Source organism: Streptomyces sp. NPDC043685 (genome assembly GCF_056436585.1).
This window is the reverse complement of sequence record NZ_JBWKCH010000015.1, coordinates 35299-47634: the sequence shown is the minus strand read 5'-3', so window position 1 is coordinate 47634 and position 12336 is coordinate 35299. Positions and strand designations below refer to the sequence as shown.

The following is a 12336-nucleotide window of genomic DNA, read 5'->3' as shown; positions in this document are numbered from 1 at the left end:
TCGGGCGCCATGGGTCGGACGCCGGTCTGTCCGGCGAGGTCGCGGGGGCCCCGCGTGCGGCGCCCGGCCGGGCATAGCAGCGTGGTGGTGTGAGCAGTCTGCGCGGCCGGCCTGCGCGCCGGGACCCGGAGCGGCGGGGCTGGCTGCGCGGCGCACCGCCGCCCGGCTGGGCTCGGGTGCTGCCGTCGGCCCTGCTGGCGGGCGTGTGCGCGGCGGAGCTGATCAGCCCGGATCCCCTGGACATCGGCTTCCTGCTGGGCGCGATTCCGCCTCTGGCGGTACTGGCGCACGGACCGGTGGCGACCGCCGTGCTGGGCGCGCTGGTCGTGGTCGTGCTGACCGTGCCCGTGTTCGACCTCGACGATCCCGGCAGCACCGACCTGCTGACCGTGTGCTTCGTGTCGGTGCTGAGCGTGCTGCTGTCGTACGTCCGGACCAGGCGGGACGCGCAGCTGGTCACCGAGCGGACCGTCTCCGAGGTCGCGCAGCGGGCCGTGGTGCCGCCGCTGCCGGAGCGGGTCGGGCCGGTGCGGTGCGCGGGCCTGTACCGGGCCGCGCAGAGCGGGACGCTGGTCGGTGGCGACTTCTTCGACGTGCGGGCGGGCCCCTACGGCGTGCGGGCGGTCATGGGCGATGTGCAGGGGCACGGGCTGTCGGCCGTCGCCACGGTCGCGTCGCTGCTGGGGGCGTTCCGGGAGGCGGTGCTCGACCAGCCGGACCCGGAGGCCGTGGCGGCCCGGCTCGACCGGAGGCTGGCGGTGGACTCGGCGGGTGAGCCGCACGCCGAGCTGTTCGCGACGGCGGTGCTGCTCGACTTCTCCGCCGACGCCCGGGTGGTGCGGATCGTGGCGTGCGGGCAGGCCGGGCCGTTGCTGCTGCGGGACGGGCGGGTCGTGGAGCTCGACGTCGAGCCGTGCACTCCGCTCGGTCTCGGTCTCGCCGAGGTCGCTCCGCCCCGGGTCGTGTCCGTGCCGCTGAACGTCGGTGACCGGCTCTTCCTGGCCTCCGACGGGGTCACCGAGGCCCGGGACACCGACGGGGTGTTCTACCCGCTGGCCGAGCGGCTGCCGGTGCTCGCGGCCGACGATCCCTTCACGCTGGCCGAGCGGGTCTGGGCCGACCTGCTGCGGCACTGCCCGGACGTGCGGGACGACGTGACGATGCTGGTGCTCGCGCCCGGCCCGTGGACCGGGCGCTGACAACGCGGCCGGCGGCGGCCCGCGATGATGCGGGGCCGCCGCCGGCAGGGCCGTACGACCGGGACGTCAGTCCTTGATCTCGCACTCGTTGCCGAACGCCGGGTTGAGCAGCCCGACCACGTTGATCGTGTTGCCGCAGACGTTGGCGTTGATGTCGATCGGGATCTGGATGACGTTGCCGGAGAGGAAGCCGGGGCTGTTGGCGGCGATGCCGACGGGCCCGTCGTCCGCGCTCGCCGTACCGGCGAAGGCCAGCAGGGCGGCGCAGGCCAGGCCGGCTGCGGCAGTCACACGTGTGCGCATGGGTAAAGCTCCTGTCATTCGCAGGGACACGTGTCTCCACCGTCACCCGGAGTGCGCCGACGCGACATCGGTGAGCGTCCGAACGGGGTGCACCGGGTCCCGCGGGACCGGGTCCGCCCTCTCCGGATGCACGCCGCGCTCGCGCGGGGAATGGTGATAGCGGACCCGTTTTTCAGCACCGGGGCCGCACCAGCGATCCGGACCCTAGGAGCAGAGAACATGTCGACATCACAGCCCGCCGCGTCCCAGCAGCCCGAGGACCGCGCCACCCCGGACCGCCTGCTCCACGCCCGCACCGGCACCGACGTGTCGCCGGAGGACTTGGTCCTCGCCTCGGGCAAGGACCTCACCCCGCACAACATCGAGTGGGCCCGGCGCAAGCTGGCGGCGGAGGGACCCGCCGCCCTCGAGAAGCTGCTGCCCTAGGTAAGAGCCGCTCAGGCATGCGGGAGGCCACCACGGCCGGACGTCCGGTCGCGGTGGCCTCCCGTATGCCTGCCCCCGCCTCAGGTGGCGGGCGGCGCGTCACCTACTGCCGTCGTCCTCGGGCAGCAGGACGTCCTCCTCGACCACGTGCACGGCGGCCTCCTCCGCGCCGGCCGCGCCGCCGTCGATGCCGACGTCGGCCGCGACGCTCTCCTTCGTGGTGTCGGCGTGCGCACCCTCGTCCGGGGCGACGAGGCGTCCGGCCCTCTCGGTGCCCGCCTCGGGGTCCACCGGTTCGCCGTCGCCGTCGGGACTGTCGCCCACCCCGTCGCCCACCGGCTCGGCGGACACGTCGGGGACCTCCTGCGCGAGCCGTTCGTCGAGGGACTCGCCCTCGTGCTGCTCGGCGGCGGTGGTGCCGCGCTTGGTGACACCGAGGGGCTTCTCCGGCGGGGAGTAACCCTCGTCCAGGGTGTCGTCGTAGGTCCGTTCGTCGACGGCGTCCTGCAGGTCGAGCGGCGCGGCGTCCTCCTGCTCCTCGTTGGTCCCGGTGGGCTGGTACACGTCGTCCGCCATCGGTTCGGGGTGCGTCGGTTCCGTGCCCATCACTCCTGCCTCCTTGTCGCGCTGCGTCGACTCGTGGGTCTGTTCTGTCCGTTCCGCGTTTCCCGTTACGCGGGCTCTAACCTCGGCGAATGTCTCCCGGTCGGGAGGGCGGCCGAACGTCCGGCCGACCGACGGGAGTTGAAACCGGGCGGCCGCCCGGACATTACCGACCAGTCAAGCTTGAAACATCAAGGAGTGGGGCTATCATCACTCGCACACACGGTGTGACCGAGTGCCGACGCGGCGGCAGCACGGTATCCACCACCCCTTTGTCATCGCCCCCGGGCCCGAGGCCACCTTTCTCCGTCCGGCGGCGAGCTCCACCCCACCCCTCAACGTCTCCGGGACGGCATGCCCGCTTCCGGTCGTGCACAAGTGAAAGCAGCGCATCCATGAGCAACAGCAGGGGCAGAGGGCTGCAGGCCAACGTCCTCGGCACGTTCGACACCGTGGTGATGGCGGTCGCGGGCAGCGCCCCGGCGTACTCGCTGGCCGCGACCACCGCCGTCCTCGTCGGTGCGGTGGGGCTGGCCAGCCCGGCCGCCCTGCTGTACTGCGCGATACCCATGCTGGGCATCGCGCTGGCGTTCAGCTACCTCGGCCGGATCGACGTCAACGCGGGCGCCAGTTACTCGTGGGTGGGACGCACGCTCCACCCGTTCCTCGGCTTCATCAGCGGCTGGGCGCTGGTGATCTCGGCGACGATCTTCATGGTGGCCGGTTCGCTGCCCGCCGGATCCATGACCCTCGCGCTCTTCGACGACACACTCGCCGACAACACCGCGCTGGCCACGGTGGTCGGCGCGGTCTGGTTCCTCGTCATGCTGGGCGTGGTGCTGGGCGGTGCCCGGCTCACCGTCCGGGCCCAGCTGATCATGTCCGGTGTCGAGCTGGCCATCCTGGCGTTGTTCGCTGTGCTCGCCTTCTTCCACACCGGCAACGCCCGCGCCTTCGACTGGTCGTGGCTCGGCTTCTCCCACTTCGACGGCATGGCCGGCTTCGCCTCGGGCGCGCTCGTCGCCGCGTTCTACTACTGGGGCTGGGACGTCACCAGCAACCTCAGCGAGGAGACCCGCAACAGCCGCCGGACCACGGGCCTCGCGGGCCTGATCGGGGTGGGCATCGTCTTCCTGCTGTTCGAGGTGTTCACCATCGCCGTGAACGTGATCCTGTCCTCGCGGCAGATCGAGGAGAACGACGCGAACGTGCTGGCGGTGCTCGGCGAGGAGGTCTGGCCCGGCTGGGGCGGCAAGGTGCTGATCGTGGCGGTCATGCTGTCCACCATCGCCACCCTGGAGACGACGCTGATCCAGGTCACGCGCTCGCTGTTCGCGATGGGCCGGGACCGGACGATGCCGTCCGCGCTGGGCCGGGTGCATCCCCGGTGGAACACGCCCTGGGTGGCGATCGTCGTGGTCGGGGCGGTGGCGCTGGTGATGTTCATCGCCTCCAACGCCCTGGGCTCGGTGGGCGACATCCTCTCCGACGCCATCTCCGCGATCGGCCTGCAGATCGCGGTCTACTACGGACTGGCCGGGCTCGCGGTGGTGGTCGCGTACCGCAAGACGCTGCTGACGTCCCCCGCCAGCTTCCTCTTCGGCGGCCTGTGGCCGCTGTGCGGCGCCCTGTTCATGTTCTGGGTGTTCGTGGAGTCGCTGGGCGAGCTGAGCAGCGCCGCCGTCGCCATCGGCGTCGGCGGCCTCGCGGTCGGGCTCGTCCCGATGCTCTGGTACTGGAGGCAGGGCAGCGACTACTACCGGCCGGCGAAACTGGACGCCTCGCGCGCGGTCGAGACGGACTACGTCCCCGACGAACAGGCGCACGCCCGGGTCCACGAGGGTCTCTCCACCGACTTCTGAGGGGGACTCCCATGGCGCGAGGCGGTCTCAGACGTGGTTTCACTCCCGATTTCGACCCCGACTGCGGGGACGCCGGGCTCACCTCCGCCCGCCAGGACGTGGTGATCGGCCGCTGGCAGGGGCTGCGGGAGCTACTGGGCGCCACCGGGGGCGACTGGGCGGCGCGGGGGCACCGTGTCCGGCAGCTCGCCCAGGCCTGCGCGGGCAGTTCGACGGTGGAGTCCTGGCTCTCCGCGGACCCGCACAGCGCCGACGCGCTGGTGCTGCGGGCGGCGACGGAGACGGCCCGTACCTTCAACACGGCCATCGCGGCGGGGCGGGGCGTGCCGATCGACCAGCACCGCGTGGACGCAGCGGTGCTGGCCTGCCTGGCGGCGGCACAGGCCTACCCGGAGGATCCGACGCCCTGGGTGTCGCTGATCTCGGTGGCGCGCCTGTACCCGTCAGGGGTGCGCCGGCAGGAACTGGGGCGCTGGTGGGACGAGTTGCACGCGCGTGATCCCTACAGCGTCGAGGGACACCTGCAGGTGCTGCACTACTACTCGGCGCGCTGGCACGGCACGCACGGCCTGATGTACGACTTCGCCCGGGACGCGGCCGGGGTGGCACCGCCCGGCTGCCCGCTGCCGGTGCTGGTGCAGTACGCCCGGGTCGAGGAGTACCGCTTCGCCCTGGACGCGGCACAGGGCAGGCACTCCGCCGTGGGGCTCTCGCAGCACTGGAACCACGACGGCGCGCTGAGCGACGTACGGCGGACCTGGCAGCGCTGGGTCATGAGCCGGACGGAGACCGCGATCGCGCCCGCCGAACTGCGCGACTTCTGCTACCTGGCCCACGCCGCCTGCTCCGCCGGCGCCACGGACATCGCGGGCGTCCTGCTCGGCATGCTGGGGACCCGCGCGACCCGCACGCCCTGGTCGTACACGGGCGACGCGGAGAAGCAGATCGTCAAGTGGCGCAAGGAACTGCGGCTCGGCTCCTGAGCGCCTGTCAGGAGCCCGGCGGCCCGGCCAGGTCCCCCGACCACCTCTCCTCGATGCGTCCGACCCTCCACACCACCAGGGCCACCACCCACGTGGCGAAGAACAGGGCGACGACCACGTAGCCGAGGACGTTGAGGTCGAGGCCGGCGACGCGGTCCCAGAAAGGGCCGTGCAGGCCGAACCGGTCGGCGAGGAGGCCGAGGAGTTCCACGGTGCCGATCAGCAGGGCCACCGCGACGGACAGGCCGGTGATGGTGAGGTTGTAGTAGACCTTGCGGACGGGCTTGGAGAAGGCCCAGCCGTAGGCGAAGTTCATGAAGGAGCCGTCGATGGTGTCGAGGAGGCACATCCCCGCGGCGAACAGGACCGGCAGGCACAGGATCGCGTACCAGGGCAGTCCGGAGGCGGCGCCGGAGCCGGCCAGGACGAGCAGGGCGATCTCGGTGGCGGTGTCGAAGCCGAGGCCGAACAGCAGGCCCAGCGGATACATGTGCCAGGGCTTGGACACCGACTTCATGACACGGCCCAGCAGACGGTTCATGAAGCCGCGGTTGTTCAGCTGCTCCTCCAGGGCGGCCTCGTCGTAGCGGCCCGAGCGCATCGCGCGGAACACCTTCCAGATGCCGGCCAGGATGACGAGGTTGACGCCCGCGATGAGGTAGAGGAACGTCCCGGAGACGGTCGTGCCGATCAGGCCGGTGGCGTCGTGCAGCGCCGAGCCGTCGTCGCGCACCGGCCCGGCCAGGGTCTTCACACCGAGGGTGAGCAGGAAGGCCAGGGCGAAGACGACGCTGGAGTGGCCGAGGGAGAACCAGAAGCCGACCGACAGCGGGCGCTGCCCCTCCCCCATCAGCTTGCGGGTGGTGTTGTCGATGGCGGCGATGTGGTCGGCGTCGAAGGCGTGCCGCATGCCGAGCGTGTACGCGGTGACGCCGATGCCGACGCCGAAGGTCTGTGTCCCCAGGGTGCGGTGCTCCGGGGCGACGATCGCGACGAGGGTGAACCAGCCGATCACGTGCAGGGCCAGGATGAAGGCCGCCATCCCCCCGACCCTGGTCCACTCCCGCCGCGTCATGGAGGTGCGGACGCGGTGCCAGGCCGTGCGCTGGGCGGAGGCCGGGGCGGGGAGGGGTGGAGTGGACTCAGGGGCGGCCGTCATCGGGGGATGGGTCTTTCTGTCGTACGGACGGCTGCGTCGAACAGCCTCGTGTCATCCTCCGGTACCTGCAAGTGTTGTGCAGTAAAGCCCGTGACAGGTCTTGTCCATGGAAGCGAAAACTCCGCCCGGCGGTGGCGGGCCGACGGGATCAGACCTCGGCGTTCGGCCCGTCCGGCCGGGTCCGGCGCCGCTCGGCCAGCTCGTGGCTGAGCTCCTCGGTCTCCTCCTCGGCCAGCCGCTCGAAGCCGTCCTCGGTGATGACCGCGACGATCGGGTAGATGCGGCGCGTGAGGTCGGGGCCGCCGGTCGCGGAGTCGTCGTCCGCCGCGTCGTACAGCGCCTGAAGGGCGGCCAGAGCCGCTTCGCGACGGGTCATGCCCGGGCGGTACAGCTTCTTCAACGCGCCCCGCGCGTACGGCGATCCGGAGCCCTCGGCGTGGAAGCCGTACTTCTCGTAGCGGCCTCCGGCGACGTCGTAGGAGAAGATGCGGCCGTGTTCGCCCCCGGGAGCCGCGGGATCGTAGCCGGCGAGCAGCGGGACGACGGCGAGGCCCTGCATGGCCTGGCCCAGGTTGTCGCGGATCATGGCGGCGAGGCGGTTCGCCTTCGCGGTGAGGGTCATGGGGATGCCCTCGATCTTCTCGAAGTGCGCCAGCTCGACCTGGTACAGCCTCACCATGTCCACCGCGAGCCCGACCGTGCCCGCGAAGGCGACCGCGCAGTGGTCGTCGGCGGGATGCACCTTCTCCAGGTCGCGCTGGGCGATCAGATTGCCCATGGTGGCCCGCCGGTCGCCCGCGATCAGCACGCCGTCCCGGTGGGTCAGGGCCAGCACGGTCGTGCCGTGCGGGGCGCCCGCGGCGCGGACACCGTCCGGCAGGACCCGACGGGTGTTCAGCAACTCGGGGCGGTGGGCCGCCAGGAACTCGGTGAAGGACGAGGAGCCGGGAGTGAAGAACTCCCGCGCCGGCCTGCCCTCGTGATCGCTCGCCGCCATGCCGTTCCCCCCTCGATCGTGGCCGTCGACGCACTCCTACCTGAGCCGGGCGGCGGGGAAACCCGCCGTGCGGCGTCAGGGCCGCGGTGCGACACGGACGTCCAGGTCCGAGATCCGGTGCACGGGCCAGGAGCGGGCGTAGCGGGGCGGGGTGCCGCCGGCCGGTGCGAGGTGGGCGAGCGGGATCCGCCGCGCGGTGTGCAGGATGCCCGTCACGGTGATGTTCTCGTTGTTGCCGGACGTCGCCCCCGAGGAGCAGCCGGTGTAGTAGCCGATCGGGATGGCCTCGTGGCCGGTGAGCAGGCAGGGCGCCCGGACACCGAGCCGGTGCAGGGCAGCCGCGGTGCGGTCCCAGTCCCGTCGGCTCTCGGTGTTGCGGCTCACGGTGCCGTTCAGGACGGCGAGCTGCGCCGCGAGGTGCCCGGCCAGGCAGAGCGCGACGAGCGTGGCGGCCACCGGACGCCATGCACCGCCGCGGGTGCGGACCAGGTGCCACAGGGCGTCCGCGACCGGGAGCGCGAGCAGCGCGTAGGCCGGCTGGAGGAAGCGCGGCGCCGCGTAGCCGATCATGAAGAGGTACGGCAGGGCGACCGCGGTGGCGCAGGCCAGCGGGACCAGGGTCGGCGCCGGGCGCCGGGCCCGCACCGCGACGACCAGTGCCAGGCCGGCCAGGACGGGCAGGGCGAACCACCAGACGGTGACCAGCGGGCTGGGCATCGAGCCGGTGCACGGCCGGCACAGGGCCCGCCCGCCCAGGCTGCGCAGCTGGTCGTCGACGGCGATCTGCCAGCCCAGTCCGCCCTGGATGCGAGAGGCCTCCGCCAGCCGCTCCGCGAGACCGCCGTACCCCGTGTAGGCCTCGATCACCCAGGGAACGGCGCCCGCCGCGAGTCCCGCCGCGAGCGCGAGCAGGGCTCGCCCGTGGCGCCGCGCCAGGGCGAGGACGAGCAGGGGTGCGGCCACGTAGACCGCGTCGGTGGGGCGCATCCACGCCATCAGCGCGGCGCCGGCCGCCAGGCCCCACAGTGGTCTCGCGGAGGGACGTTCCGCCTGGAGGCGCAGGAAGCAGCCGACGCTGATCAGGGCGCCGATCGCGACCCAGTAGTTCGGCATGGCCTGCGGACCGTAGAAGAGCGTCACCCACAGCGAGGTGAACAGGGCCCCGCCGACGACCAGCACACGGGTCGGGAACAGGCCCCGCCAGGCGCGCAGGGCCAGGTAGAGGGCCAGCCCGGAGAGCAGGGCGAGATAGACGCGCAGCAGCGGGACGGACGACGACCAGGACGCGACGGGCGCGACCAGCAGCGAGACGCCCCGGGAGCGGGGCGCGCTGAAGAAGGCGGCGGGGTGGTGGGAGGTGACCTGACTGACGTACACGATCTCGTCCCACCCGAGGCCCAGGACGGGCCGGACCAGGACGAGCTGCGCGAGGGTGAAGACGGCGGCCAGGACGGCGAGCGGCCGGTCGCCGCGCACCCTGACGGGGGTACGCGGCCCGGCCGTCTGCCGCCGTCTTCTCCTCCGGACGAGGACGGCGCTCGCGCCATCGGCCATGTTCGCCCCTTGTTCCGGTGATCAACTATCCCGGTCAAGCTAACCCGCGGTGCGGTGCGGCGCAGGGCGGAACTCGGCCATGTGCCTGACCCCGGAGGCGGGATCAGCGCGTGTGCGGGGCGCGGTGCGGGGGCTGGTGGGGGGCCGGGCGGTGGACCGGCTCGGGAACGGGCCGGGAGACGGGCGCCTCCTCGGTCACCGTCAGTTCGCTCCCGTGGTGGTGGATGGTCAGGGGCAGGCCGGAGTTGAGGGTGTACGTGGCCTCGTCGGCGGTGAGTTCCACGCGCAGGCACCGGTCGAGGAAGCCCACCGTGAAGGCGAGTCGGCTGTAGCGTTCGGGCAGGCGGGGCGCGAACCGCAGGGTGCCGTCGGTGCACCGCATGCCGCCGAACCCGGCGACCAGCGCCATCCAGGTGCCGGCCAGCGAGGCGATGTGCAGTCCGTCGCGGGTGTTGTGCTCCAGGTCGCCGAGGTCCATCAGCGCGGCCTCGGCCGTGTAGTCGGCGGCCAGGTCGAGGTGGCCGGAGCGGGCGGCCATGACGGCCTGGACACAGGCCGAAAGGGAGGAGTCCCGTACCGTCAGCGGCTCGTAGTAGGCGAAGTTGCGGGCGATCTGCTCCTCGTCGAAGTACTCCTCGAAGAAGGCGCCGCAGGTGTACATCGCCAGCACCAGGTCCGCCTGCTTGATGACCTGTTTGCGGTACAGGTCGAAGTAGGGGAAGTGGAGCATGAGCGGGTACTGGTCCGGGCCGGTGCGGTCGAAGTCCCAGCGCTGGTAGCGGGTGAAGCCGGCGTGCTGTTCGTGCACGCCGAGTTCCTCGTTGTAGGGGATGTGCATGGCCTCGGCCGCGTCCCGCCAGGCGGCCCGCTCCTCCTCGTCCGCGCCGAGCCGCGCGGCCTCGTCGGGGTGGCGTTTGCAGGCGTCGGCGGCGGCGAGCAGGTTCGCCCGGGCCATGAGGTTGGTGTAGGTGTTGTCGTCGGCGATGGCGCTGTACTCGTCCGGTCCGGTGACGCCGTCGATGTGGAAGAGGCCCCGGTCGTCGTGGTGGCCGAGGGAGCGCCACAGGCGGGCCGTCTCCACCAGCAGCTCCACCCCGACCTCGCGTTCGAAGGTCTCGTCGCCGGTGACGGCGACGTACCGCACGACGGCGTCGGCGATGTCGGCGCCGACGTGGAAGGCCGCCGTGCCGGCCGGCCAGTACGCGGAACCCTCCGAGCCCTCGATGGTGCGCCAGGGGAACGCCGCGCCGCGCAGGCCGAGTTGGGCCGCGCGTTCGCGGGCCGCGGGCAGGGTGTCCAGGCGCCAGCGCAGGGCCTCGGCGGCGGACTTCGGCGCGGTGTAGGTCAGCAGCGGCAGCACGAACGCCTCGGTGTCCCAGAAGGCGTGGCCGTCGTAGCCGGAGCCGGTGAGTCCCTTGGCGGGGATGGCCCGCTGTTCGGCGCGGGCACCGGCCTGCAGGACGTGGAACAGGGCGAAGCGGACGGCCTGCTGGATCTCCTCGTCGCCGTCGATCTCGACGTCGGCGCGCGCCCAGAAGTCGTCGAGGTAGGCCTTCTGATCTTCCAGGAGCCCCTCCCAGCCGCTGTGCCCGGCCGCCGCGAGGGCCGCCTCGACCTGGTCGCTCATCGCGGGCCGGGAGCGGGTGCCGGACCAGCCGTGCGCGACCAGCTTCTCCACGCGCAGCCGCTCGCCCGGTTCCAGCACGGAGGTGACGGTCAGCCGGGCGACGTCCACGTTGGACTCGCTGCTGGTGGTGGTCCGTTCGGGGCCGGTGACGGTGTGGTCGGCGGCCACGGCGACCCGCAGGCCGCTGCGGCGGGTGCGGTGGACCAGCCGCAGCCTGCTGCCCTCGGCGAGGTCCTCCTCCGGCTCCAGCGGCGACTTCAGCGCCTTGGCGGCGCGCGGGTCGCCGTCCGGCTCGGGCAGGCTCTCGTTGGCGACGAGTTCCGACTGGAGCACCACACGGGTGCGGCTGTCGACGGGCTCCACCTCGTAGGCGACGGCGGCTATCGCGCGCTGGGTGAGGGACACCAGGCGTGTGGAGCGCACCCGGACGGTGGAGCCGGCCGGGGAGGTCCATTCGCAGACCCGTTCCAGGACGCCCCGCCGCAGGTCGAGGGTCCGCTCGTGGGTGACGAGCCGCCCGTAGCGCAGGTCGAACGGCTCGTCGTCGACCAGCAGCCGCAGCACCTTGCCGTTGGTGACGTTGATGGAGGTCTGGCCGGACTCCGGGTAGCCGTAGCCGGCTTCGGCGTACGGCAGCGGGTGCACTTCGTGGACGCCGTTGAGGTAGGAGCCGGGCAGGCCGTGCGGTTCGCCCTCGTCGAGGTTGCCGCGCCAGCCGACGTGACCGTTGGACAGGGCGAACACGGACTCGCTCTGCGCGAGGACGTCGAGGTTGAGTTCCGTCTCGCGCACGGTCCAGGGCTCGACGCCGTACGCCCGCTGTGTGATCACTGCGCGTCCCCCAGTTCGGCCAGGTCCTTCACCACGATGTCGGCGCCGTGCTCGTACAGCGCGTCGGTCTGCCCGACCCGGTCGACTCCGACGACGTACCCGAAACGGCCCGCGCGGCCCGCGTCCATGCCGGCCAGGGCGTCCTCGAAGACGGCCGCTTCGGAGGGCTCGACGCCGAGGTCCCCGGCGGCGGCGAGGAAGGTGTCGGGGTGCGGCTTGCCGGGCAGGTCGCGCTCGGCGGCGATCACGCCGTCGATGCGTACGTCGAAGAAGTGCTCGGCGCCGATCGAGCGGAGCACGTCACGGCAGTTGGCGCTGGAGGAGACGATCGCGGTGCCGAGCCCGTGGGCGCGGACGGCCTCCAAGTACCGCAGGGTGCCGTCGTAGGCCTCGACGCCGTCGGTGCGGATCTTCTCCAGGACCAGGTCGTTCTTGCGGTTGCCCAGTCCGTGCACGGTCTCGGCGCCCGGCGGGTCGTCCGGGTCGCCGTCGGGCAGGTCGATGCCGCGGGAGGCGAGGAAGGTGCGCACCCCGTCGGCGCGTGGCCGCCCGTCGACGTACTCGTCGTAGTCCGCCGCCTCGAACGGCCGGAAGTCCGCGCCGTCACGCTCGCGCAGGAAGGCGTCGAACATCTCCTTCCAGGCCGCGGCGTGCACGACGGCCGTCTTGGTGACGACGCCGTCGAGGTCGAAGAGACAGGCGTGGATGCCTTCGGGTAGTCCGAGCTGCGTCATACAGGTCCCGTTCCCCGCCCGGCGATGTTCCAGTGAGTGGCGCACGCCACACCACGGG

At 72.3% G+C, this 12336-nt stretch carries 11 protein-coding genes; 4 read left to right on the top strand and 7 right to left on the bottom strand.

Annotated features, from left to right (window positions below; genetic code table 11):
• Window positions 1-98 precede the first annotated feature (98 nt).
• Entirely contained in the window at window positions 99-1199 is a 1101-nt protein-coding gene (locus AC0665_RS36100; protein ID WP_478611184.1) for a PP2C family protein-serine/threonine phosphatase, read from the top strand.
• Window positions 1200-1265: 66 nt separating this feature from the next.
• Here the strand turns inward: AC0665_RS36100 and AC0665_RS36095 are convergent, their stop codons facing one another.
• Window positions 1266-1502, bottom strand: coding sequence for a chaplin (locus AC0665_RS36095; protein WP_468412737.1), 237 nt, complete (start codon window positions 1500-1502; stop codon window positions 1266-1268).
• 219 nt (window positions 1503-1721) lie between these two features.
• Between AC0665_RS36095 and AC0665_RS36090 the strand changes: the two genes are divergently transcribed.
• A complete protein-coding gene (locus AC0665_RS36090) occupies window positions 1722-1928 on the top strand; it encodes a hypothetical protein (protein WP_468412739.1) in 207 nt (68 codons plus the stop codon).
• 99 nt (window positions 1929-2027) lie between these two features.
• On the opposite strand, the gene AC0665_RS36085 is transcribed toward AC0665_RS36090, so the two are convergent.
• Window positions 2028-2534 carry a DUF5709 domain-containing protein gene (locus AC0665_RS36085; RefSeq protein ID WP_468412741.1) on the bottom strand — a complete coding sequence of 169 codons (507 nt, stop codon included), beginning with the start codon at window positions 2532-2534 and terminating at the stop codon, window positions 2028-2030.
• Window positions 2535-2926: 392 nt separating this feature from the next.
• On the opposite strand from AC0665_RS36085, the gene AC0665_RS36080 reads away from it, so the two are divergent.
• Complete coding sequence (locus tag AC0665_RS36080; protein ID WP_478706653.1) at window positions 2927-4393, top strand: APC family permease; 1467 nt, start codon at window positions 2927-2929, stop codon at window positions 4391-4393.
• Between the two features lie 11 nt (window positions 4394-4404).
• Window positions 4405-5376, top strand: coding sequence for a hypothetical protein (locus tag AC0665_RS36075; protein ID WP_478706652.1), 972 nt, complete (start codon window positions 4405-4407; stop codon window positions 5374-5376).
• Between the two features lie 7 nt (window positions 5377-5383).
• Here the strand turns inward: AC0665_RS36075 and nicT are convergent, their stop codons facing one another.
• The 5 genes from nicT to AC0665_RS36050 form a co-directional block, all read right to left on the bottom strand.
• Entirely contained in the window at window positions 5384-6535 is a 1152-nt protein-coding gene (gene nicT / locus AC0665_RS36070) for a Nickel transporter NicT (protein WP_478706651.1), read from the bottom strand.
• Window positions 6536-6683: 148 nt separating this feature from the next.
• Window positions 6684-7532, bottom strand: coding sequence for a proteasome subunit beta (gene prcB, locus AC0665_RS36065; protein WP_478706650.1), 849 nt, complete (start codon window positions 7530-7532; stop codon window positions 6684-6686).
• Window positions 7533-7607: 75 nt separating this feature from the next.
• Window positions 7608-9086: a hypothetical protein gene (locus AC0665_RS36060; RefSeq protein ID WP_478706649.1), complete on the bottom strand. Its 1479-nt coding sequence runs from the start codon at window positions 9084-9086 to the stop codon at window positions 7608-7610.
• Window positions 9087-9189: 103 nt separating this feature from the next.
• Window positions 9190-11544: a glycoside hydrolase family 65 protein gene (locus tag AC0665_RS36055; protein ID WP_478706648.1), complete on the bottom strand. Its 2355-nt coding sequence runs from the start codon at window positions 11542-11544 to the stop codon at window positions 9190-9192.
• Complete coding sequence (locus AC0665_RS36050; protein ID WP_468639588.1) at window positions 11541-12278, bottom strand: beta-phosphoglucomutase family hydrolase; 738 nt, start codon at window positions 12276-12278, stop codon at window positions 11541-11543. Before AC0665_RS36050 ends, AC0665_RS36055 begins: the two co-directional genes overlap by 4 nt.
• Between the last annotated feature and the right edge of the window lie 58 nt (window positions 12279-12336).

Coding starts and splice junctions, on each gene's coding strand:
- AC0665_RS36095 (WP_468412737.1), bottom strand. CDS start 1,502: ATGCGCACACGTGTGACTGCCGCAGCCGGCCTGGCCTGCGCCGCCCTG.
- prcB (WP_478706650.1), bottom strand. CDS start 7,532: ATGGCGGCGAGCGATCACGAGGGCAGGCCGGCGCGGGAGTTCTTCACT.
- AC0665_RS36085 (WP_468412741.1), bottom strand. CDS start 2,534: ATGGGCACGGAACCGACGCACCCCGAACCGATGGCGGACGACGTGTAC.
- AC0665_RS36080 (WP_478706653.1), top strand. CDS start 2,927: ATGAGCAACAGCAGGGGCAGAGGGCTGCAGGCCAACGTCCTCGGCACG.
- AC0665_RS36060 (WP_478706649.1), bottom strand. CDS start 9,086: ATGGCCGATGGCGCGAGCGCCGTCCTCGTCCGGAGGAGAAGACGGCGG.
- AC0665_RS36050 (WP_468639588.1), bottom strand. CDS start 12,278: ATGACGCAGCTCGGACTACCCGAAGGCATCCACGCCTGTCTCTTCGAC.
- AC0665_RS36075 (WP_478706652.1), top strand. CDS start 4,405: ATGGCGCGAGGCGGTCTCAGACGTGGTTTCACTCCCGATTTCGACCCC.
- AC0665_RS36090 (WP_468412739.1), top strand. CDS start 1,722: ATGTCGACATCACAGCCCGCCGCGTCCCAGCAGCCCGAGGACCGCGCC.
- nicT (WP_478706651.1), bottom strand. CDS start 6,535: ATGACGGCCGCCCCTGAGTCCACTCCACCCCTCCCCGCCCCGGCCTCC.